23 protein-coding genes and 1 riboswitch are annotated in these 23,499 nt (G+C 44.1%); of the genes, 18 read left to right on the forward strand and 5 right to left on the reverse strand.

Annotated features, from left to right (window positions below):
- Positions 1-38: 38 nt before the first annotated feature.
- Positions 39-566, reverse strand: a complete 528-nt coding sequence (locus tag BLV90_RS11125) for a GNAT family N-acetyltransferase (protein ID WP_091740786.1) — start codon at positions 564-566, stop codon at positions 39-41.
- Complete coding sequence (locus tag BLV90_RS11130; RefSeq protein WP_091740790.1) at positions 563-1,159, reverse strand: DUF2087 domain-containing protein; 597 nt, start codon at positions 1,157-1,159, stop codon at positions 563-565. The genes BLV90_RS11125 and BLV90_RS11130 overlap by 4 nt, the downstream gene beginning before the upstream one ends.
- Before the next feature lie 340 nt (positions 1,160-1,499).
- Between BLV90_RS11130 and BLV90_RS11135 the strand changes: the two genes are divergently transcribed.
- From BLV90_RS11135 to BLV90_RS11200, 14 genes are all read left to right on the forward strand, one after another.
- Positions 1,500-2,099 (forward strand): histidine phosphatase family protein, encoded by a 600-nt coding sequence (locus tag BLV90_RS11135; protein ID WP_091740792.1) that lies wholly within the window; start codon positions 1,500-1,502, stop codon positions 2,097-2,099.
- 168 nt (positions 2,100-2,267) lie between these two features.
- On the forward strand, positions 2,268-3,557 hold the full coding sequence (gene asnS / locus BLV90_RS11140) for an asparagine--tRNA ligase (RefSeq protein ID WP_091740795.1): 1,290 nt from the start codon (positions 2,268-2,270) through the stop codon (positions 3,555-3,557).
- Positions 3,558-3,673: 116 nt separating this feature from the next.
- Positions 3,674-4,411, forward strand: coding sequence for a DnaD domain protein (locus BLV90_RS11145; RefSeq protein WP_091740798.1), 738 nt, complete (start codon positions 3,674-3,676; stop codon positions 4,409-4,411).
- A gap of 105 nt (positions 4,412-4,516) precedes the next feature.
- Positions 4,517-6,721, forward strand: coding sequence for a YheC/YheD family protein (locus BLV90_RS11150; protein ID WP_091740801.1), 2,205 nt, complete (start codon positions 4,517-4,519; stop codon positions 6,719-6,721).
- 224 nt (positions 6,722-6,945) lie between these two features.
- Positions 6,946-8,187 (forward strand): ammonium transporter, encoded by a 1,242-nt coding sequence (locus tag BLV90_RS11155; RefSeq protein WP_091741068.1) that lies wholly within the window; start codon positions 6,946-6,948, stop codon positions 8,185-8,187.
- Between the two features lie 117 nt (positions 8,188-8,304).
- Positions 8,305-9,393 carry a DUF294 nucleotidyltransferase-like domain-containing protein gene (locus BLV90_RS11160; protein WP_091740804.1) on the forward strand — a complete coding sequence of 363 codons (1,089 nt, stop codon included), beginning with the start codon at positions 8,305-8,307 and terminating at the stop codon, positions 9,391-9,393.
- A 20-nt stretch (positions 9,394-9,413) separates the two neighbouring features.
- Entirely contained in the window at positions 9,414-10,139 is a 726-nt protein-coding gene (locus BLV90_RS11165; RefSeq protein WP_091740806.1) for an exonuclease domain-containing protein, read from the forward strand.
- Positions 10,140-10,395: 256 nt separating this feature from the next.
- Positions 10,396-11,289: a sulfite exporter TauE/SafE family protein gene (locus BLV90_RS11170; RefSeq protein ID WP_091740809.1), complete on the forward strand. Its 894-nt coding sequence runs from the start codon at positions 10,396-10,398 to the stop codon at positions 11,287-11,289.
- Positions 11,290-11,324: 35 nt separating this feature from the next.
- A complete protein-coding gene (locus BLV90_RS11175) occupies positions 11,325-11,765 on the forward strand; it encodes an RrF2 family transcriptional regulator (protein WP_091740812.1) in 441 nt (146 codons plus the stop codon).
- 170 nt (positions 11,766-11,935) lie between these two features.
- A complete protein-coding gene (locus tag BLV90_RS11180; protein WP_091740815.1) occupies positions 11,936-13,366 on the forward strand; it encodes a 4-hydroxyphenylacetate 3-hydroxylase family protein in 1,431 nt (476 codons plus the stop codon).
- Positions 13,367-13,431: 65 nt separating this feature from the next.
- On the forward strand, positions 13,432-14,811 hold the full coding sequence (locus BLV90_RS11185; RefSeq protein ID WP_091740818.1) for a selenium-binding protein SBP56-related protein: 1,380 nt from the start codon (positions 13,432-13,434) through the stop codon (positions 14,809-14,811).
- Entirely contained in the window at positions 14,808-15,434 is a 627-nt protein-coding gene (locus tag BLV90_RS11190; RefSeq protein WP_091740821.1) for a hypothetical protein, read from the forward strand. The genes BLV90_RS11185 and BLV90_RS11190 overlap by 4 nt, the downstream gene beginning before the upstream one ends.
- Positions 15,435-15,723: 289 nt before the next feature.
- A complete protein-coding gene (locus tag BLV90_RS11195) occupies positions 15,724-16,455 on the forward strand; it encodes an MBL fold metallo-hydrolase (RefSeq protein ID WP_091740824.1) in 732 nt (243 codons plus the stop codon).
- Between the two features lie 316 nt (positions 16,456-16,771).
- Entirely contained in the window at positions 16,772-17,419 is a 648-nt protein-coding gene (locus BLV90_RS11200; protein ID WP_177168022.1) for a class I SAM-dependent methyltransferase, read from the forward strand.
- Between the two features lie 209 nt (positions 17,420-17,628).
- On the opposite strand, the gene thiE is transcribed toward BLV90_RS11200, so the two are convergent.
- From thiE to thiD, 3 genes are read right to left on the reverse strand one after another with little or no spacing between them, the layout of a single operon-like run.
- A complete protein-coding gene (gene thiE / locus BLV90_RS11205; RefSeq protein ID WP_091740830.1) occupies positions 17,629-18,270 on the reverse strand; it encodes a thiamine phosphate synthase in 642 nt (213 codons plus the stop codon).
- Positions 18,263-19,072 carry a hydroxyethylthiazole kinase gene (thiM, locus tag BLV90_RS11210; protein ID WP_177168023.1) on the reverse strand — a complete coding sequence of 270 codons (810 nt, stop codon included), beginning with the start codon at positions 19,070-19,072 and terminating at the stop codon, positions 18,263-18,265. Before thiM ends, thiE begins: the two co-directional genes overlap by 8 nt.
- Positions 19,065-19,868, reverse strand: coding sequence for a bifunctional hydroxymethylpyrimidine kinase/phosphomethylpyrimidine kinase (gene thiD / locus BLV90_RS11215; protein ID WP_091740836.1), 804 nt, complete (start codon positions 19,866-19,868; stop codon positions 19,065-19,067). The genes thiM and thiD overlap by 8 nt, the downstream gene beginning before the upstream one ends.
- A gap of 75 nt (positions 19,869-19,943) precedes the next feature.
- Positions 19,944-20,042, reverse strand: a riboswitch (TPP riboswitch).
- A 163-nt stretch (positions 20,043-20,205) separates the two neighbouring features.
- Here thiD and yunB point away from each other — a divergent pair.
- The 4 genes from yunB to BLV90_RS11235 all read left to right on the forward strand — a co-directional run bounded on the left by yunB (position 20,206) and on the right by BLV90_RS11235 (position 23,305).
- Entirely contained in the window at positions 20,206-20,922 is a 717-nt protein-coding gene (gene yunB / locus BLV90_RS11220; RefSeq protein WP_245726338.1) for a sporulation protein YunB, read from the forward strand.
- A 17-nt stretch (positions 20,923-20,939) separates the two neighbouring features.
- A complete protein-coding gene (locus tag BLV90_RS11225) occupies positions 20,940-21,551 on the forward strand; it encodes a pentapeptide repeat-containing protein (RefSeq protein WP_091740842.1) in 612 nt (203 codons plus the stop codon).
- 421 nt (positions 21,552-21,972) lie between these two features.
- Complete coding sequence (locus tag BLV90_RS11230) at positions 21,973-22,566, forward strand: TetR/AcrR family transcriptional regulator (protein ID WP_091740845.1); 594 nt, start codon at positions 21,973-21,975, stop codon at positions 22,564-22,566.
- Positions 22,567-22,630: 64 nt separating this feature from the next.
- Entirely contained in the window at positions 22,631-23,305 is a 675-nt protein-coding gene (locus BLV90_RS11235; RefSeq protein ID WP_091740848.1) for a YqeB family protein, read from the forward strand.
- Positions 23,306-23,499 lie beyond the last annotated feature (194 nt).

The raw sequence follows: 23,499 nt of genomic DNA on the forward strand, positions 1-23,499 counted from the left end.
CCTAGTGCGTCGGCTTTTTTTATTGCCTAAAATAACTATTATACTAGTCGCTCCATTTTAATTAGCCGTTTCATCACACCAGAAGCTAATTGCCTTTCAACGGTTTCAAAGGGGACAAATCCGAGGGTTTGCCAAAAGGTTTGAGCCGGTTGGTTTTCTTCAAAAACAGCAATCCGAAGAGACTGCCAAGAGGTGGTCTCTTTTGCATAATGGATAAATCCTTTTACCACCTCATGGCCAACCCCTTTGCGCTGTTCGTCGCCGTGAATGATGAGTAGACCCAACCAGGGAAATTGGTCCAGGGGATGCTCCTCAAGCCATTCTACGATCCCGATGGCTTTATCCTCTTTTTTACGATGGATAGCGGCTAAATGTCTACCGGGTGTTGAAGTTGCCATTTGCCAATCGCGTTCTATCATCGATAGATCATAATGGCCCGATTGCTCTCCCTCCCACTCCACGTAGGTAGGATTACTCTGGTAAATAGGAAGGAGAGTAGGTAGATCGGAAGCCTCTACTTTGCGTACTTGGAGACGAGGTGTATTAAATCCTTTTGCCTGCATCATGAGCCTGTTTCCTCAGGTGTAGGCCACATTTCAACAGGGTTTAGCTCGTAAACCCCCTTATCTCGATACATAAATTGATGCATGATTAATTCCCGGCGTAGTGTAGCGAAATCATCGTGAAAGCGTTGAATCATCTGGTTGATTTCTTTTTCAGGATACTTTTGACCATGGGTAAAAGCAGTAGCAACATGTTGTAGAATGGCAATTCGTTTTTTGCGTTGGGCAGGAATACTTCTCAAGCGACCCTCAGGTGTCAAGAAGTTGCGCAGTATGGAATCATTGTAATTTTGATTTACATTCGTGTGTTTCATGTTGGCGTCCTCCTCTTTAAGAAGAGAGTGAAGGGATAGGGACTTTTGCTCTAACTCTTGTCGTTTTAAATGAAAATAGATCGTATTTCTCTCCCGTCTCTCTGTTACCAGTCCTGCTTCTCGTAATTTGGTCATGTGATGTGTGATCGTTGGTGGCTTCAGGCCCAACTTTCCAGCGATTGCTTGACCGTGGAGGGGAGAGTGGGAGAGCAAGATGAGGATGCGTAGACGAGTAGGATCGGCTAATGCTTTGTGAAAGTCAATTAAGCGATTTAATTGCATGAAAGGTGACCTCCTTTTAAGGGGGAATTGAAATAATAATTTGCCAATTAGTTGAGAGTATCCACGCGGATGAGCAAGGTCGACCAGCAACGGTTTAATAATTCGATATATATCTAATTAGATATATATCGAATTTAAGGATCGGTGTCAAGTGGGTTACCCGCGGATTAAGGGAATATTGTTTACCGTTTACTCATGGCATTGCTTTTATCAATGGAGTAGGCCTACAACTGAACCTCCTTATTTAATCATATGAAGGGGGCGATAATTGATAAAATGTTACTCTTTATATGCTTTTTATTTTCTTATATAATTATAAAAAAATAGTTGAGGTGATAGAATGGAAATTCTATTAATACGTCATGGGGAATCGGAAGATGACATTCTCGGTGTTCACAGCAATGATCACTCGCTAACACCGAAGGGGGTGGAGCAGGCTTATTTAATGGCTAATCGGGTGAAAAGTAAATTTCCTCCTGATTTTGTTTGGTCTAGTACGTTGAAAAGAGCGAGTAAAACCGCTGAAATATTAGCGGAGACTACGACTAGTCCCTTGCAATACTTGGATGACCTTAGGGAAATCCAAAATGGCAGCTTAAAAGGGAAATTGATTTCAGAGGTGGGGTATCCGGTGGATCTTAAGCCCTATGAGAAGTTAGGTGGGAGTGGGGAAAGTAAGATTGAGTTTCGGGCTAGAGGTGAGCGGGTTCTCTCGTTAATTTTGGACAAAAGTCAATCGTACCAACGGATAGCTATTGTTTCCCATGGTGGGATGATATCGATGCTGATGCAGAGCCTTCTGAACTTGCCAATGATGAATAATAATGTTTTTTTTATTACAGGAAACACCGGTATTCATTTGTTGGAATTAAGTGATAATCGTCAATTCATTCATTTGATGAACAGTATGACGCATTTAGAACATCTAACTATTATTTGATTAATAAGAAAGAAGCGTTTACGCAAACGCCTCTTAGAATCGAAGCAGTCATTAGACATAGTAAAGACCCATTTCTGAGAGACATCTTACGAACCGGCATTGAACGTTGACGGGCTAACGACAGAGGGATATAATGGATAAGTCAAAAATGGGGATGGAGGAATCGACGTGCTAACCCATATTAAACAGGTCGCGAATCATGTCGGTGAGTCAGTAAGACTTGGGGCATGGCTTTACAATAAACGTTCCAGTGGGAAGATTCAGTTCCTGCAACTGCGGGATGGGACAGGGTACATACAAGGTGTTCTTTTGAAGAAGAATGTAAGCCCTGAGGTTTGGGAGCAAGCAACAACCCTCACCCAGGAAAGCTCTCTTTATGTAGATGGTACGATTCGGGCAGATGATCGTGCTCCAAGTGGTTATGAAATGGATGTAACTGGGATTGAAGTAATCCAGGAAGCGGAGGAATACCCGATTTCCTTGAAGGAGCACGGTGTGGAGTTTCTGATGGACAAGCGCCATCTTTGGATTCGTTCACGTCGACAAGCAGCGATTCTTCGCATTCGCTCGGTGATCATCTCTGCAATCCAAGATTGGCTAAATGGGCAAGGGTTTACCCTGGTGGATCCTCCCGTTCTCACCCCTTCTTCCTGTGAAGGGACAACTAATCTCTTTCACACAAAATACTTTGATGAAGATGCTTATCTAACGCAGAGTGGTCAGCTATATATGGAGGCCGCTGCGATGGCATTGGGCCGTGTCTACTCCTTTGGCCCAACCTTCCGGGCAGAGAAATCAAAAACGCGTCGTCATTTAATCGAATTCTGGATGATTGAGCCTGAGATGGCCTTTGTCGAACATGAAGAAAGCCTACAGATTCAAGAGTCGATGCTATCTCACGTCGTAAATCATGTGCTGAAATCATGTAAAACCGAACTTGAAATCCTGGAGCGAGATACATCCAAGCTTGAAAAAGTGACAGGTTCCTTGCCGCGGATTACCTATGATGAAGCGGTGGAGTTACTGAACCGCGAGGGGATGGAGTTTACATGGGGGGATGACTTTGGTGCGCCCCATGAAACGAAAATCGCGGAGAGTTTTGATCAGCCCGTTTTTATCACTCATTATCCGACGCAAATCAAGGCTTTCTATATGAAGCCGGATCCTACACGTCCTGAAGTGGCACTCTGTGCAGATTTGATCGCTCCTGAGGGGTATGGGGAGATTATCGGAGGAAGTCAGCGGATCGATGATCCTAAGTTGATGGCAGAACGCTTTAATGAGCATGAGCTATCCCAGGAGGACTATGCTTGGTATCTCGACTTGCGCAAATATGGGACGGTTCCTCATTCTGGTTTTGGCCTAGGATTAGAGCGGACAGTCGCTTGGATTTGCGGCCTGGATCACGTACGAGAAACGATTCCTTTCCCACGGATGTTGAATCGGCTCTATCCATAAAGTGAATGTGATTACGAGTAAACGAGGAAAGAAAGCATCGGGGAATCACCGATGCTTTCTTTATTTCAAGTCTATTTTTTCATGGGGGCGGTTGATATAGTGGGGAGGAGAGGTGGATGGACATGGATCGAAAACTATCACCCCACGCAGCTCTTGTTCATGGTCTGAGCAAAGGTGCAATAGCGATCCCTGTGATGTTGTTCACAGAGTATAAGCACCTGGGTTTGACAGAGGGTCAGGTGATGTTACTTATCCATATCATGGCCTTCCAAGAAAAAGAGGGAGTGTCCTTCCCTACTGTTAGTCAATTGGAGTGTCGGATGAGTGTTTCAGGGGATGAGATCGTTCGCTGGCTACAAACCCTTGTTCAGGGTGGATTCATAGGGATCGAGGAGTCTGTGGATGAGAAGGGGTTACGTAGTGAGCGTTACTCTACTGCGCCGTTGTTACAGCAATTAGCAGCCTCTTCCCTTGGTAGGGAGGGAGAGAAAGCAGATAAAGGAATGGAAAAAGCTTATGATAATCTATTCCAGTTGTTTGAAAGGGAATGTGGTCGACCATTATCCCCAGTAGAATGTGAGACTCTTACCCAGTGGTTGGATGTTGATGGACATAGTGAAGAACTCATTGTAGCTGCTCTGCGCGAAGCGGTTTTTGTAGGGAAGCCGAACGTTCGTTATATTGACCGTATATTATTAGAGTGGGAACGGAATCAGGTTCGCTCCCCCGAAGAAGCAGTAGAGTTTTCCCGGCGTTTTCGTCAGCAGGGGATTCTTTACCAAACGAAGTCTGAGGAAATGGATGAAGGTGTCGATTCCTTCTCATTTTACAATTGGGTGAATCAAAGTAGTTGATGTGGTGGATGGGAGCTAGGCTCCCGTCTATTTTTATGTAGGGGGGGCAAGTGACTAGGTCCCAATCTTTCCTTGGCATACATTGAAGGGAGAGGAGGGGCTCAGATGGCGTATGAAGTGGGTGTTCTAATCAGTCGCCCTTTTTTTAAAGATTGCTTGCGAGGACGCTTTCTATTTGAATCCTTTGATCTTTATAAGACCCACGCCTACCGAGCGGGGATAGAGCCGGTGTTTTTTCGACTTAGTGATATTTCCTTTCAGGATCGTACGGTATGGGGAGTCGTTGGCAAGGGAGAAAGTTACGAACGCCGACGTGTTCCCCTGCCGGGGTTGATTCACAATCGAGTGAAACCTATGTTCGGGGATCTTGATCGTTGGTCTCGATTACGTGATCTGCCAGGAGTTACTTTATTTAATGAGGATAATCGGTTAGATAAATGGGTTGTCCATCGGATGTTGCGGGAGGATCCGGTAGTGAGCGAGCATTTACCGGAGACTGCTCGGGCTAGCGTTTCAGCGATGAATGAATTGTTCCTTCGTCATAGGAGTCTCTATCTAAAACCCAGTAATAAGAGCCTGGGGATGGGAATTCGACGGTTGGAACGACGAGGTGAGAAAGTCAATGTGATTCTTGCTGAGAGGCGAAAGCAATTCCTCCTTGAGCGTACCAGTTTGATGAACAAGCTGGATCGATGGACCAGCGGAGGTAGCTATCTCCTACAACAAGGACTACGGCTGATCACTTATAACAATAAACCGGTGGATATCCGTGTATCGGTTCAGCGAGGCGCTGATGGAGAATGGGTAGTATCCGGTATGGTGGCGAAAGTAGGACCTGCTGGTGGAGTGACTACCAATGTTGCTTTAGGTGGGAAGGCTCACTTATTAGACCCCATATTAAAAACATTAGGAAAAGATCTAGAAAAGACGCGGGAAGAAATTTCCCGGGTAACGATACGAGCGGCAGAAGTTCTTGCAAAATCAAATCCAGGTCTGGCGGATCTAGGACTCGATGTGGGAATTGATGACTTAGGGCGAGTCTGGATTATCGAGGTGAATGGACGCGATTTCCGAATTACCTTCCGCCAGGCAAAAGACTGGACGGCATGGTCCAATACCTTTGCTCGACCCATGCAGTATGCTGCCTTTCTCCTGGGTGACAAGCAGACGAAAGGTGTGCGAGTTGCATGGTTAACCCCTGGGACGTTATCGTTGACAGGAAAAGTGAGCGGCTCGGTAGAAACGGCGGTACGTGAAACTGCTACGCGAATAGGTGAAGAGATGCAGGTTTATCTCTTTGGTAAAGGGATGAACAGCATAGAAAACGTCCAGCCCATTGAGATAGACGATCGTAGTGGAAAGGAGTATCGGAATAAAATCATTACTCATCTGCGCCATATACAGCCCGATGTGATTCATGTGGAAAACCGGCCAAAAGCTGTCGCGGATGTTAGAAGGGCCTGCCCTCAAGCGAAGATATTATTGTATGCTCATTCGGAAAATTTTTTCCAACCTGCAGGGGTTAAGGATAAAGAGTTGGAGAAGACTCTTCGGCTTTGTGATCGTATCCTAACCAATAGTAACTATCTTAAAATGAAGCTAGCACAGCGATTCCCTAAAGTGGAGTCCCTGATGGAAGTTCTTCCACTCGGGGTTGATACGAAATTGTTCCCGGCGAGGAATACCCCAGAGGCCTTAGAGATTAGGAATCGAGCACGGAAGCGCATGGGGATCAAAAAAGATGAAAAGGTATTATTATTTCTGGGAAGGCTACTTCCGCAAAAAGGGCTTCACTATCTGATTAAGTCACTTTCTACTATCCAGGAGAAGCACCCAGAGGTTCGCTTGTTGATTGTTGGAGGAAGTCAATACGGGAAAAACATTGAGACACCCTATGTGCGACTATTACATGATATCTCTCACGAGGGGTTGCCTATCACCTGGGTGCCATTCGTTCCCCATAATAAAGTGCCGACATTCTACGCTGTAGCAGATCTGTTAGTCATGCCTTCGATGGGCGAAGAGTCCTTTGGTTTAGTTAACTTAGAAGGGATGGCATCGGGATTACCTGTAGTATCTGTTCAAACAGGTGGGATCCCAGAAGTAGTGGATGATGGGGTAACTGGGGTGCTGATTCCTGGTAAAAAGCCAGTAAAGGAGATTGCTGAAGTGTGTAACGCTCTTTTGGATGATCCCGAGCGTATGGAGGAGCTGGGATGTCGAGGAAGGGAAAGGGTGGAAAAGCAATTCACTTGGGAACAAACCGTTGAGCGTACAAAGGAATTATACACCCAGCTCAATATTCGTTAAAAAAGCGTTCCGTGATAGGGACGCTTTTTTTGTGTGTGGAAATGAAGTGAGCCGCACGCAAATATGGATAAATGAATTATATGTAAGGATAGTTGACGTAATTATTGCAGAGTAGGAAATCCTGTGGTATCATAGGTACCAATATATGTGATATTATCTAACATAATAGAGAGGGAGGGATTAGCTTGGACCAATTAACATTGTCCATTAACTCGGTTTGGGTAATGATTTGTGCTATCTTAGTCATTTTTATGCAAGCGGGCTTTGCTTTGTTGGAAGCAGGTTCTACCCGAATGAAAAATGCTGGTCACGTAGCTGGAAAGCAGATGCTTAGTTTCTCGATCTGTGCCCTCGCCTTTTGGGCGGTAGGGTACGGAGTTACCTTTGGGAATGGAAACGCATTTGCTGGATTAGAGGGTTGGTTTCTTGATCTGCCAAAGGAGAAGGGTGCATTGCCATTGGAGATTACCTTCTTGTTCCAACTCTCCTTTGTAGCTGTCTCCCTGTCGATTGCGTGGGGGGGATTTGCTGAACGGGCAAAGTTAGGTGTCTATGTGATTTTCGGAGCGCTCTATACGATGCTTATTTATCCATTGGTTGGCCATTGGATCTGGGGTGGCGGTTGGTTAAGTAAACTTGGTGCACAGGATTTTGCTGGTTCTACCGTGGTTCATCTCCAAGGTGGAATTGCAGCTTTAGTTGCGACTTTGCTCTTGGGTCCTCGTATTGGGAAGTTTAATTCCAATGGGACACCCAATGCTATTTTGGGGCATAACCAGGTCTATACGGTGCTTGGTACATTGATAATCTGGTTAGGTTGGTTTGGGTTTAACCCGGGAAGTACGTTAAGTGCCGAGGATGGATTCTTTGGCTATGTTGCATTGACGACGAACTTAGCGGCGGCAGCAGGTGCTCTAGCAGCCCTTGGCACTGCACGTTTAGTCGTAGGGAAAGCAGATATCCCGATGATGCTAAACGGTGTGCTGGCAGGCTTAGTGGCCATTACCGCAGCTTGTGCCTTCGTGGAACCGTGGGCTGCAGTTTTAGTCGGTGTAATCGCTGGGTCCCTTACTGTATTTACAGCTTTATATTTTGAACGCAAAGGAATTGACGATCCGATCTATGCCTTCTCGGTTCATGGGATCGCTGGGATTTGGGGAACATTATCGACTGGACTCTTTGCTTCTCCTCGATTAGTAGAAAAGACGGGGGTTGGAAAGGCAGGACTCTTCTATGGTGGTGGATTAGACCAGTTAGGTGTTCAGGCGGTAAGTATTCTTGCAGCTGGTATTTATGTGGCGATTGCCTCCTTTGTTATCCTATGGGTCCTGAAAAAGTGGATGGGATTACGAGTATCCGAAGAGGATGAAGTGATGGGCCTCGATCTTTCGGAGCATGGTTCCTATGGTTATCCGGAACAACTTGTGAATCCGACTACTCAAAAAATGGACAGTAGAGTTTCTTGATCAATCATGTTGAAAAGAGGCTGTAGCCAAACCGGCTAGCAGCCTCTTTTCAACGATGGCGCTGAAGGATATCCTATGGAGTGAGAATAAGTTTGGGCGGAGAAGGTGGTGAGAAGGGTGACCTACTCTTGGGAGACGGAAAGTAAGAGGTTACTGGCGGAAATTGAAAATGCGATGGATACCGATGAGTTGCGTGGGATCCATCGCAGATTGCCGGGATTAGCTGATCAGTTAGAGCAGACAGGGTACTTTCCAGTAGAAATTACGACACGAATGGCTATCTGGCATGATTCGATTTTCCGCAGGGTATTAGAACTGGTAAAACAGAAATTGGAGGCAGAGAGGATTACGCCATTGCCTCAGTATTGCTGGTTAGTTTTGGGGAGTAATGGTAGGGGTGAGGCAACTTTTTGGACGGACCAGGATAACGCCCTAATCTATGAAAAGGGCGAAATGTCATCCGCTGATGCGAAAGAGGTGGTCTCTCGATTGACAAAGGGGACAGTGGAAGGTCTTGCAGAAGCAGGTTATCCATTGTGTCAAGGCAATGTGATGGCGACCAACCCCCGTTGGCAGGGGTCATTGGATGATTGGAGTAAACGATTAAAAGAGTGGGTAGAGGATCCTCAATTAGATCATGCAAGGTATACCATGATCGCTTCGGATGCTCGGGCAGTGGCAGGGGATGAATCGTTATATAGACAGTGGCGTGATCATTTTCAATCACTTCTAGCGAAAAATCCATCGGTGCTTGTTAAAGAATCCCAGCGTTCCAGTTATCGGCGGATTCCTCTCGGTCCCTTTTCTCGCCTCTATACAGAGGTCCACGGTCCCTATGCAGGGAAAGTGGATATCAAAGAAGGGGGATACCTTCAGTTAGTGGAATCGATCCGGTTATGGTCATTACGTTTGAATATTAAAGAAAGCTCCACGAAAGAACGTCTTAAAGGGGTTTCCGCTTGCTTGAATTGGCCGATAGAGAAGAAAGAGCAGGTTTGGGGAGCATTAGATACATTTCTTTGGTGGCGGTTATCCATCCACGCAGGTTGGGAGGATGGACTGGTCAAAGAAGCGGATAATCACCTAGACCCTGATAAGTTGACGAAGAAAGAGCTAAGCCGGCTGAAAGGAGCGATGAGAATCGCTACCGCCCTGGGGAAAGAAGTACAGAAATACGGAGATGACTGGGATGATCCGGTTGCGTAAGCACAGGGGGATTGGGCGTTATGAATTGGAATAATCCGCTGAGTGAATGGATGCGTAAACGGGGGGTAACCTTATCCGGGATGGCGAGGGAAGGAGATTTCCAACGAGAAGCCTTCATTCGTTCAACGATTCGTGATGCTAAGAATAGAGTCCATTTAGGGACACCCTTAATTGATATCCCCTTTACAGTCTTTGATTTGGAGACGACAGGATTTCATCCGCAACAGGGAGACGAAATCCTGTCTATCGGAGCCATTCGCGTTATAAAGGGACGCGTGGAAGAAACGCCGCTATTTCATACCTATGTCCGTTTTGAAAGTGCCATCCCGTCGGAAATAACTACGTTGACAGGGATTACAAACATGGATACAGTGAATGCCCCCTCTTTAAAAGAGGCTCTTGCTGATTGGTTACGTTATATAGGGACATCCACCTTAGTTGCTTATGGCGCGAATCACGATACGGCATTTATTCAAGTTGGACTTAAGAAAACCTGGTCTTCTCGATTACCTCATCGGGTCATTGACTGTTTGCAAATCGTCCGACTTCTCTATCCGGATTGGACCGATTACTCATTAGATGCCGCCTTGCATTTTCATGATATCCCTATTGACGGACGTCATACAGCTGATGGAGATGCAAGGATGACTGCAGCTCTTTTGGTGAAGTTAATCAAGCGATGTAGTTATCATCAGATCCATACCCTTGAAGATTTATATGCTCGCTTAAGTCGTATGGTTAAGTAAAATCAACCGAATGCCCATATGCTCTGTGGAAGAAAATCTAGATATTTTTATATCTAGATTTTTTAATACTGCTTGACAATTTGGAAAGGAAAATGTACATTACAAAATATACTTAATCGGATGAGTTAACTCGGAATTGGGAGGGGTATCCTTCGTTCCTTGATGTCATAAAATAAGTCACGTCACTGTAATCTTTACTAAAGCACTGTAATTAGTTTGGTTAAACACATCATTTTGGGTTGGAGGGTACCTCATTGTGAAGAAGCTTATCGTCTTTGCCTTTATCGGGTTAGTTGCACAGCTCATTGATGGTTCTTTAGGAATGGCCTATGGGCTGACATCAACGTCGTTGCTACTCGTTTTTGGAATTTCTCCTGCTATTGCATCCGCTTCTGTTCATCTATCCGAGTTAGCAACTACTGCAGCATCAGGGATAGCTCACTTTCGTTTTGGCAACGTCGATAAGCAAGTGGTTAAAACGCTGATTATTCCTGGTTCTATCGGTGCTTTTGTCGGTGCATGTTTCCTGAGCAATCTTCCAGGTGATCTTGTAAAGCCGTATATTTCAATCTTTTTGCTAGCGTTGGGTGTATACATCGTATATCGTTTTCTTTTTAATAGGGCGCAAACGAAGGCAACTCGGCAACCATACTCCAAACGTTTCCTCTATCCACTTGGGCTATTCGCAGGTTTTTTAGATGCTACAGGAGGAGGCGGATGGGGCCCCTTTACGACTCCAGTTTTGTTGAGCAGAACCAGTATGGAGCCAAGAAAAGTGATTGGTTCAGTAGATACAAGTGAATTTGCCATTGCTTCAGCAGCGACCCTCGGATTTTTAATCTCCTTAGGTACAAGTGGATTTAACTGGCTATGGATTGGAGCATTAACCCTTGGGGGGATCATCGCTGCACCAATCGCTGCCTGGTTGGTAAAGGTTCTTCCTTCGTATTTGTTAGGAGTACTCGTAGGTGGATTGATCATCTTTACCAACCTACGTAACTTGGTTGATGTTTCAAAGGGATTGGATTCTACAACAAAAACCTACATATATGCACTGGTTCTCTCTCTTTGGGCAGCATGTATCGCTTTTGCAGTCTGGAAAAAGTGGAATGAGGGCTCCTCTATTCATCAAGTTGAGAATGACGCATAGTAGTAGGTAATAAATCCTCATGGAGTTGGATGGTATTGAAAATATCCAGTCGAGGGGAATACGCACTACGAGCGCTTATTGTGTTAGGGTTGCAAGAGGAAAGAGTTCTGTCCATTGCGGAGGTTTCAGCTAAGACATTGGTTCCCCTTAGCTATTTGGAACAGATCTTGCTCCAGTTGAAGATGCTAGGCTACGTAAAGAGCAAGCGGGGCAAGTATGGGGGATACCGACTGAGTCAAGATCCTGATGAAATTGTGATTGGTCAGGTGATTCGTAGGTTAGAAGGTCCATTGGCGCCGATGGGTTGTGTCAGTGTGACAGCCTATGAATCCTGCCCTTTGGAAGAAGGGTGTCTATTAAAGCCCCTTTGGGCCTTGATTCGTGATGTTGTGGCCGATTTATTGGATCACACAACGCTGAGTCATCTCTTAAATAATCAGTTGCCCCCACTAAAAAAGCCGGTTCATCCTGGATAAGGATGGGCTTTTTTAGTGGGGGATATTTCATATGTTGTGTTGTCAATTGAACAGGTGCCTATTCACTACTTTCGATAAACAACATAAGATACGTTAGTTAGTAATCTTGAGTGAATCACTCAAGATAGTCGAGTAGGTGTCATAACATCCAATAAGGGGGTACCTCATCGATGAAAAGAGTTCAATCATACCTTGAAAGTTTGGCCGATGATCGGTGTGTGTGGCTGGATGGAGAGAAAGTAAGCGTATTGGATCACCCAGCCTTTCAAGGAACTCTAAGGAGTATCATGCGGCTCTTTCACATGTTGGATGACAATGAGATATATGAGAAGATCAGTTACCTAAGTCCATCCACAGGGGAACGGGTTCATATATCTTACCAGATTCCAAAGTCACTAGAAGATATCAGGCGAAGGCGAAGTGCCTTTCAAATCTGGTGTGATGAAACGGATGGGATGATGAGTCGTTTATCCGATTATGCTCGTTCGCGTTTGACTGGATGGGTAGCGGCAAGAAAGGAATTCGCTAAATATAATCCCGATTTCTCCGACAAGATTTTAAAATATTATGAATATAGTAGGGATGAGAACCGTTTTATCTCGATTGTCCAACGGGATGTGCAGCTGAATCGTGCAAAACAATACGATGCACGCTTTTTTGCAAAGTCAGGGTTGTTGCAAATCACAAAGAAAACGGCAGAAGGTGTGTATGTTAGTGGAGCAAAGATGATCGCAACGGCAGCCCCTTACACGAATGAGTTTATTGTTTATCCTGTGATGCGTTTGAGTGAGGAACAAAAATCAGCGGCCAATATGTTGATTGTACCGGCAGATGCAAAGGGATTACACATGGCTTGCCGAGAGTCATTTGCGGTATCGATAGATAAAAAAACCGATTATCCATTAAGTTCACAATATGACGAAATGGATGCCCTATTAATTTTCGATGATGTGTTCATTCCTTGGGAGTATGTGTTAATCCACGAGGATCCAGAAGCGATATGGAAAATTAAAGGAAATCGTCATTCCAATAGTCTTGGCTATCATCAAGCATTAATTAGGCTGCATACCAAGTTAGAGTTTATCACAGGCCTAGCTTGTAAATTAGCTGAAACAACGGGCTCCTCCGCGTTTTTACATGTACAAGAGATGTTAGGGGAACTGATTATTCAAGGTCAGACCCTCAAAGGGTTAATTCTTGCCGCTGAAATTGAAGGAGAAGTTGATGAGGAGGGAATTTATCTACCATCATTCTCTTATATTGAAAGTGGAAGAAACTTAGGCACTACGTTTTATCCGCGAACTATTGAGATTTTGCAACGGATCTCTGCTGGGGGAAATCTTCAGGTTCCTTCTAGCTTAAAAGATTTCAGCACAGAGATCTCTCCCTTGATGAAAACCTACTTTAGAGGGGCAGATATCGATGCGGAGGGTCGAACAAAGTTGATGAAATTGGCTTGGGATCTGATAGGTACGCCTTTTGCATCAAGGCATAGTTTATACGAGCATTTTTATGCAGGGGATCCCATCCGCAATCGAGCCTCTCAATATCTCTCATATAACAAAGGGAAGCTCATCGCCAAGGTTGAAAAGTATTTATGAGTTGGAGAGAGATTGTGATTTTAGAGGGTGGCACATGAGAAACCTAAAGAAACGAGGGTGATCCCATGGGTTTGTGGAAGCCAGACCCTAGTTTTTATCCGTCTCCTCAAGATGCGATGAAAGCTCCTCAGGAGGAGCTAGCCTATGTGGTAGCATTTAATCCTGATCAGGATGACCGACCGGATGCGCTAGCTGTGGTGGACACCGAAGAGGGAGAAATCATAGGTTGGACCCCTATGCCTTATGTAGGGGATGAGCTCCATCATTTTGGTTGGGCGGCTTGTAGCTCTGCATTATGTCCTTATGCACCCCACCCTCATATCGAGCGACGGCATCTGATCATCCCTGGAATACGTTCTTCTAGGTTATATATTGTCGATGTGAAGGCCAATCCGTTAAAACCTACCATTACCAAAGTGATTGAAGCAGATGAGATTGCGGAAAAGACAGGGTATAGTCGTCCGCACACCGTCCATTGCGGTCCAGATGGTATCTATATTAGTGCTTTGGGAGATGTAGAAGGGAAGGGACCTGGAGGGATTTTTGTCTTGGATCATACAACCTTTGATATTGTAGGGAAGTGGGAGAAAGAGCGAGGACCGCAGTATTTGCATTATGATTTCTGGTGGCATTTGGGTCATGATATCTTGATCAGTAGTGAATGGGGTACACCTGAGATGGTTGAAGCAGGGCTCAATCCCGAATATCTCCTTGGTGGTCGTTATGGACAACGCCTTCATATTTGGGACCTTCGCCATCGACGTCATCTACAAGCGCTAGAGACGAGTGAGGATGAGCAGATGGTTTTAGAGTTACGCCCTGCCCATGATCCACGCCAAACCTATGGATTTGCTGGAGTGGTAATCAATAACAAGGATCTTTCTGGTTCCATATGGTTGTGGTCGCAGGAAGATGGTAAATGGTCTATGAAAAAGGTGATTGAGATTCCAGCTGAACCCGCAGAACCAGAAAAGCTCCCTCCAATGTTAAAAGGTTTTAGTATGGTGCCTCCTTTAATTACGGATATCAATCTCTCACTCGATGATCGTTTTCTCTATGTATCCTGCTGGGGAACTGGAGAAGTGCGGCAATATGATGTATCCAATCCTTCCGAACCGAAGTTAACGGGTTCGGTACGGTTGGGGGGGATAGCCAATCTTACACCCCACCCTAAAGTTGGTTTTGTGAACGGTGGGCCGCAGATGATCGAGGTGAGTCGTGATGGACGCCGGGTCTATTTTACAAATTCACTATACGATTCCTGGGATAATCAATTCTACCCAGATGGAATTCAAGGATGGATGGTGAAGCTGGACGCTGATCCAAATGGGGGATTAACATTAGATCCTGAATTTTTCGTTGACTTTAGCCAGCATAATTACCGAGCCCATCAAATCCGATTAGCAGGGGGAGACGCTTCCTCTGATTCTTATTGGTACTCATGAATATCTGGCTGACGGTTGCTTTGATGGGAGCTTTTCATGGCATCAATCCAGGAATGGGCTGGCTGTTTGCAGTGGCATTAGGATTGCAGGATAAAAACAGCCGCTCTTTATTTCGTGCCATCCTCCCCTTAGCGTTGGGTCATGCATTGGCACTGCTCATTTGTCTAGCAGTTCTGAGTATCGGTCAGATGATGATTTCGGATAAACTGATCCGATGGTTGGCAGGTGGCATTCTTATCCTTTTTGGTGTGTATCGTTTTTTTCGCCAAAAGCATCCTCGTTGGGTAGGGATGCGTGTGGGTTTTCGGGATTTAAGTGTTTGGTCCTTTACGATGGCATTAGCCCATGGTGCGGGGTTGATGTTAATCCCTGTGTTCCTCGTCGGTCAAGATCATTCAACCATGCACAGTGCTCATGGTGATACACCTATGTTTTTTGGTTGGGTAGAATATCTGATGGGTATAGGACTTCACACGGCTGTGTTTCTTTGTGTAACAGCTGGGATCGCTTGGCTTGTTTATCGAAAGTTAGGATTGTTGTTTTTGAGGAAAGCGTGGTTTAACTTAGACATAATCTGGGCAATTGCACTCTTTTTGTCAGGCGTTATTGCTTTTATCCAATAGTGAAACGGGCTCACCAATACGGAATTTGAAACAAAAGTGAGGGCTATGAGGTCCTCTTTTTTCGACTCGGTAGCCGGAGTGTAATTAGTCGTTGCACGATGCACTCTGCTTTCAAAGATTTAGAGGGGAAACTCTAATCGAGTGAAAATGAATTGGAGTACCCTGGGAGATGGATGAAAAATCTTGACAAAATATATTATTTGTGATATAATTTAAATTTTATTTGACATATATTTATAATGACTATAGAATACTCCTTGGTTAGAACATGCAACGAAGGAGGAGTTTGATGATCAACCTTGGTAAGTTAAAAATATTAGAGGTTGTCATGGATAGTTTCGGAGAGAGAAGCATTATTCATCCAACGGTAATAGAACAGGATGATTATGCGATATTAATCGATGCAGGTTATCCTGGCCAACTATCTTTTTTCCGCGAAGAGATGGAGAAGGCAGGAGTACCACTAGAAATGACCAGTAAAATAATAATCACCCATCAAGATATTGACCATATTGGGAGTTTACCAGCTATATTGAACGAAATCCCCGGAAAAGTCGAAGTATTAGCACATTCACTGGAGAAACCTTTTATTCAAGGAGATAGGCCATTGATTAAAGGGCAAGCTCTTCTGAAAGGAGTAGAAGCTTGGCCCAAAGAAAAACAGCAAGAGATGAATCAATTAAAAACCTTATTTGAAAATCCTCCTAAGTCCCATGTCGATCAAACGATCTCAGGTGGCGATGAATTGCCCTATGTTGGTGGACTTGCTGTGATCGATACCCCAGGTCATACCCCAGGACATATTAGTCTATATCATCCACCGACCAAGACTCTAATCACTGGAGATGCGCTTTTTGTGATGGATGGAAAGTTAGTGGGCCCGCCTCCACAGTTGACCATCGATATGGAAAGCGCTATTGCCTCCGTCAAAGGATTGATGGAGTATGATATTGAGAGACTGATTTGTTATCATGGTGGCCTCTATGAGGATAACGTGGAGCAAAGGGCCAAGAGCTTTTAAGGCATTAACTCTAGTTTGTATGGTCCCCTTAATAGGGAACTATCATTGCTTGGCTTACAGGATGACTGCTTAGGTCATGGATTTAACTAATGTGAACGAAAGATAACTACTACCCGCATTTTAAAGTGCGTGTAGTTATTTTATTTAAAGAGAGATACAAAGATTTTTATGATTATAGAAAGGGCAGCATGATATGATAAGAAAGAATGTTTTAAAAATTACTAAAGGAGATTACAGTATATGTCCGAACAACAAAATCAAGAAATTTGGCAGGAACAAGATTCTAACTTATTTATTGACACCTAGACAAGATGAAATGAAAAATACTTTTCTACAATTACTATCCAAAAAAGAGGAAGAAGAATTTCGCGTAGTAGAGTTAGGTTGTGGACCTGGGTGGTTGAGTAAATCCATATTAGAAACTTTTCCTAAAGCAGAAGTAGTAGCTTTAGATGGATCAAAGCAGATGCTGGAACATGCTCGTGAAAAAATGGAACATTTTAAGAGCCGAGTAACCTTTGACCTCTTCCGATTAGAAGAGTTAGATTGGATCGATCCTTTGGACCAGCAGGTCGATTGCTTCGTAAGTAGCCTAGTGATCCACCATTTAGATGATGAAGAAAAGAAGGAGTTCTTTCAACGTCTATATGATGCTTTATTGCCAGGAGGAGCTCTCATCATCGCAGATGTGATGAAGGCGAATAGTAAATCATTAGCGAACTATTGGGCTGATGAGTGGGAAAAGATAGTTCAGGAGCAATCGATGGAGTTATTTGGGGATTTAAGGGGATTGGATGTGTTTATAAAAGAGAAGTGGAATATGTATCACTTCCCTGATGATCCTGCAGATAAGCCATCTCTTCTGTCAGATCAACTAAGGTGGTTAGAACAAGCTGGATTTAAGGGAGTAGATGTCAGTTGGTTAAAAGCGGGGCATGCTATTTTTGGAGGGTATAAGGAGTAAGGTTGTTGGGTTGTTGGGGTGTCGGGTAGGTCAGGCTCCTTACGGAGACATTCCCTCCTAAGAAAATGCCCGTCCCCATTAATAAATACAACAGACAGGTTTGTAACACAGACCATTCTTATACAATAGAAAAATCCCGTCCATCAGGACAGGATAGAAATGGGGATCGCTGGTCATCCGAGTGAACGGCTAAGCACCTGACGAATTATTTATTGAAGAGAACGGTGTGAAAGTAGACTATCCATGCGATAGCGGAGGGAGGCGGCTGCTTCCCGAGGGTCAGGTGTAGAGAGGATGGCAGAGACGATGGCGATTCCGTCAGCAGTTGCGCGAATCAGAGATTCCGCGTCGGATAGTGTAGATTGGTTGATTCCTCCGATCAATACGATGGGAAGGGAGACGGAGTCGCGAATTTTTCGGACCATTTCTGGATCGATTGGTGTGGCATCGACTTTGGATTGAGTGGGGAAGAGTGAGCCAACACCGAGATAGGCAGCCCCCTCTTCTTCAGCGCGTTTGGCTTCTTCAACAGTAGCTGCCGAGACACCGATGGGCATATCGGATCCTACAATCGAACGAGCTTCTCGTAATGGTAGATCTGATTGGCCGATGTGAAGCATATCCGCGTCGCTCAGATGAGCGATATCTGCCCGGTCATTGACGATGAAGGGAACATTATAGTTACGACATAGTTGAGCCATCGCCCGGGCCTGATGTAGAAAGGGACCTGAATCGGCTTGTTTTAAGCGGAGTTGCACACAAGTAACGCCGCCTTCTAATGCGGCCTCTGTACGAGTGAGTAAGTCCGGCTGATCATCGGTTACAAGGTAGAGCGCTAGGTGATTACGCATGGCGAGAAATCCTCACTTTTCTCCACTTTGAAAGGGTCTCCGTGTTCATGTGGAAGATTTCATCAAAGAAACGGATACGGAAGGTGCCGATGCCTTCCGTGGTGGATAGAGAGGAAACGGCTTTTTCACCTGCGACCCCTGTGGCTACCAGAGCGATAATAGCGGATTCAAAGGGGGTTATTTCACTGGCTAAACAACAGGCTGTGAGGGAGGTTGCCATACAGCCTGTACCAGTTACTTGAGCGAGTAGTGGCGTTCCATTTCCTACAAAGGCTTCCTGATGACCATCTGTGATATAGTCCGTCGCTCCACTAACGGAAATGGTTGCATCTGTCTGACGGGAAAGTTCACGGAAGTGGGGGGTGATGGAGTCCAATTCATTCCCTTCGGCATCTACACCGCGCCCTCCACGGTGACCGCATAGGGTAGCGATCTCTGATCGATTGCCCCGAATTATTGAGAATTTGAGTGTTTTAAGTAGGGCTTCTAGTAGACGGATTCGTAGAGAGGTAGCTCCAGCCCCGACAGGATCTAAAATGATCGGAATACCCTTTTCGTTAGCAGCTCGTCCCGCTGTGAGCATCGCTTCCCGTTGGAGGGGACTTGGGGTACCAATATTGAGCACGAGTGCTTGACTCATCCTAGCCATCTCTGCTGCTTCCCCGGGATCAGAGGTCATGACTGGACTGGCCCCACTTGCAAGGGTGATGTTGGCGCAATCTTGGATGGTTACCTGGTTGGTAATATGATAAACCAAGGGATGTGCTGTGCGAATGTTTTCCCACTGATGCCAATCAACCATGATTCGTTCCTCCAACCTCGGAAGGGTGCCAAGCGTGAAAATGATGAATGGGACTATTACCCTTGCCAACGGGGAAGGCATGCTGGATCGCGCTAGCTACATAGGACTTGGATTGCTCTACCGCTTCTTCGAGCGAGTATCCCTGTGCTAGGTATACGGTGAGTGCGGAGGATAAGCTACAGCCTGTACCATGAGTATGGCGAGTTGGAATTCGCTCCCCAAGAAAACTGGTTCCAGTAGAGAGTACGTCACAGGGTGGGCCATTTAAGTGGCCTCCTTTGACGAGAACGTGGCTACCCAATCGTTGAGCTAATTCTGTGGCGGCTTCTTTCATATCCCCTCCGTCTTTAATATGGCGTCCGAGGAGAACTTCTGCTTCAGGAATATTGGGTGTGATTAAGTCTGCGAGGGGGAGTAGGCGGTGGGTCAACGCTTCTAAAGCTTCACTCGCAAGAAGATTATGGCCCGATTGCGCAACCATGACAGGGTCGATTACAAGAGGATGAGGAGCAAACTCTGTCAGGAGATCGGCAATTCTTTCAATAATAACCGCATTGCCCACCATGCCAACTTTCACACCATGAACTGGGATATCATCAAAGACCGCCCGGATCTGAGCTTCCACGATATCTGGATCCAATTCACGAACGTCTGTTACTCCACGTGTATTTTGAGCAGTAATGGCGGTGATTACAGTCATGCCATAAGCACCTAGAGCAGAGATAACCTTCAAATCTGCTTGGATACCAGCGCCACCGCCACTGTCGCTACCGGCAATGGTTAATATATGTTTCAACCTTATCACCTCAACTCAAGGATGGGTTTTCAAATCTAAAGGGCCGCCCGAATGATTGGAGCGGCCCTTTAGATGCAATGGTCAGCTCCACTTTCCTACACTGGTATTAGCCAGATCAGGTTCAAAGGGTCCGAGTTTCCTCGTCTCAATCATGCGATTCCCCTAGTGGATCCTGCAGATGTGTAGTTTTTATCAACCTATCATACTTTGCAAAGAGCGTCAAAAGGAGGTTGAATGGTTCCAAACAGGGTTGATGGTCTTGTATTTATTATGGGGACATAGGATGCATGTAAAAGGAAAACCTTTTGCTCATTATGGAGTAGATGAGGTGGAAAAGATGCTGAGAAGAACGAAAACGTTCCGTCGTACTCCGCACCAAAAAGGATACTTTATATTGATTATCCTTGGTTTGTTGCTCTATGGAGCCTATTACACAATGGAAAATGAAGTGGAAGGCACGTTATTAAAGCTTGCAAAGACACGCGTTGAAAATATTTCACAAGAGAGCATGAGTAAAGGAATTGAAGAGATGCATCGATCCGTTGGTCCGGAGCTAAGTAAGGTTATGACGATTGATAATCAAAATAGTAAACTTGGCTACATCAAGGTGGATCCATCAATACAAGCAAAAATTTATGAAGTACTTAGTAAAAATATGCAAAAGAAAATGAAAAAGTTGGAACAAGAAGACCATGGAATTCCCTTAGGAGCAGTACTCCAAAGTAATTTGTTCTCGGATGTCGGCCCAGATATTCCATTGAAAATCTGGCCAAAAGGATCTACTAAACTGGACATGGACACCAAGATCGAGTCAGCAGGAATAAACACAGTAAAGGTAACCTTATATTTAAAAGTCTCCAATGAGCTAGGTACACTCGTTCCATTAAGTAATACTAAAGATATAAATGTTCACTATCAGTATCCGATCGCTTCCCAGACAATAATGGGAGAAGTTCCTGAAAACTATTATTATTATAATAATGACGGGGAAGATAAAGGGGGCAAAGGTCCCATTCCAGTCGTACCTTCCCAGGGTTCAAAAAGTAAACAATAAATAGAAGGAATGATTCTATGGATGAATTTAACAATGACCTTTCCTCCGGTCTAGAGATTAACGAAGAGAACTTACCTTCAGGGACTACTTGGCACAAACGTATTTTTGACAATTGTCACTTTGATCATATAAATATGGAAGAGTATCAATTGATCGGCTGTCAATTTCACCGTTGTAACTTTAGTCATGTCCGCTTCAATGTTGCTATACTCGATCGGTGTCAATTTCTCTCTTGCTATTTCAATGACACAGATTTCTTTAGTGCTTCGATCACCGATTGCAAGATGACCGGTTCTGAATGGGAAGGAGGACGATGGACTGGAGTCACCATCCGCTCGGGAGACTGGTCCTTCGTTTCACTACGCCATCAAGACTTATCGGGGTTAGACTTACGAAACGTCGACTTTCGCGAAGCCGATCTATATGGATGTAACCTTGCTAGAACCGATCTCCGCAAAGCCCATCTCACTCGTGCGAACCTAAGCCAATCCCAATTAGTAGGTACGGATCTGCGGGGTGCACAGACCAATGGTATTAAGTGGAGTGACCTTTCATTAAGCGGCATCCATATCGATGGAATCCAAGCTATCGAGATTGCCCAATCCTTTGGCGCTAAAGTAGACCATTAAGATATCTCGAAGTGATCTAAAGTCACCGTATACAACCTAATACTTATTAATAAAAAGGGAGCCATTTTTGTTTATTTCTGCATAAAATACTTCTTCGACAGCTTTAACACCGTGCTTATTTAATTCTCCCTGTACCCAAAAACTGAATACATCCTTCTCTCGAATGAACATGTGTCCAATGAGATCTTGGCCGACCGCTTAGAAGAGGTTTGGGGAAAAGAATCCACCTCTTGTGCATCTGATTCCACCAAAATGATTGCGTACGTTCAAAACTGAGAACTCAATAGAACCCGCGATTTGACCAAATTGTACTTTGCTGGTTTTGGGCTTTGACCGAAATAAGAAAAGGGTATACAATAAATTTGATTGGCCGTTCAAAATAAAAAATGTCTAATCAACAAAAATAGAGGTGGATGTTTAGATGGAAAATAAACAGTATTTGATAGCTGAAGCCAGGAGAGAACAAATCATTAAAGCTGCAATAGAAGTATTAAGAGAAACAGGGTACGTTAGCACGAGTCTATCCAAAATAGCGAATAAGGCAAATATTAGTACAGGGCTTATTTCTTATCATTTCTCTGGTAAGGAAGATTTGATAAACAATACCCTGATGTATTTGGTTCAACAAGAGTGGGTCTTTATTAAAGAAAAAGTAGAACAAAAACAAACACCTACAAAAAAATTGATGGCCTTTATAGAAGCAAGTTTGGCCTATCAGGGTACAAACCGGGAAAATAACATCGCTTTAATCGAAATTGTTTTTAATGCCCGTACGCCAGACAACGTCCCTTATTATCTTATAGAAGATGATGATGAAGATTTATTAAATGATTTATTGCAAGAAATTCTTCGTAAAGGACAAAAATCTAAAGAATTTAGTGATTTTCATCCTCAAGTGATTGCAACTGTTATTCGAGGGGCGATTTCAGAGTCCATGTTATCATCTCAGCATAAATTAACCCTGGAAGAGTATAATGAAAAACTTACAAAAAGTATATTACAAATGGTTAAATGAGGACAATTGCAAAGTACTCCAAAAATCTTAGGCATAAAATATAATGTTAGGGGTGACAGTATAAGTGGAAAATAAATCTAATATTGGTATGGGTTTCTTAGAGAAATTGATAGCAGTATTATCTCCTGTTGTTTTAGGAACGATAGGTTGGTTCCTACCAATGTTGTTGGAATTAATGAAAAGAATATCTGTCTTTTCAGATTCAAAAGTCATCGAACTTTTGAATTCATTCAACCCTTTTTGGGTGTCTATGATCTTAATGTTCGTAGGCGGTGTTATAGGTATTCTTTTCTCACTAACAATCTATAGTGATGCGTTGAAAATGAGCATAAATGATCAAGAAATACTGATCAATAAAGATGAGAAAGAAAAGAGAATTAGAAAATCGCAGGTAAAAGAAATCTTTATGGAAAATAATACAGTCGTAATTACCGGTAATAAAAGTCAAGAACTTTTGAGTGAAAAGACGGACATTAAGAGGGACAAAATACGAGAAATCTTCCTGTATCATCATTACCCTTGGAGTGAACAGGATCCATATGTAGATGAATTCAATCTGTGGACCCTAGAAGATAATACATTTGGAGCGAAAGTCAATGCTATCTTATATGAACGTAGGAATGTTATTAGAGAAGGAGATAAGAAAAAAGCAAAAAATTTAAAAATGGATTTAAATGAGCTAGGGGTAGTTGTGAAAGACCGAAATGAGGATCAATATGTACGAGAGCTTCAAGACTAATCAAGTTTACATTTATTCTATGATTTGACCAAATTGCACTTCGTCGTTTAATTGCTGGGTTGGGCCAATTAGTAAAAACAGATGGATTGAATTGGTATAGACTAGTTTGTAACACAAACACAGCAACATAACATGCCAACGATTTCTATAAGAAAACGCTCTGACACCAACTGTTACGCGGATGTCAGAGCGTT

Origin of the sequence: Marininema mesophilum (assembly GCF_900106775.1) — a bacterium.
GTDB classification, from domain to species: Bacteria; Bacillota; Bacilli; order Thermoactinomycetales; family DSM-45169; genus Marininema; species Marininema mesophilum.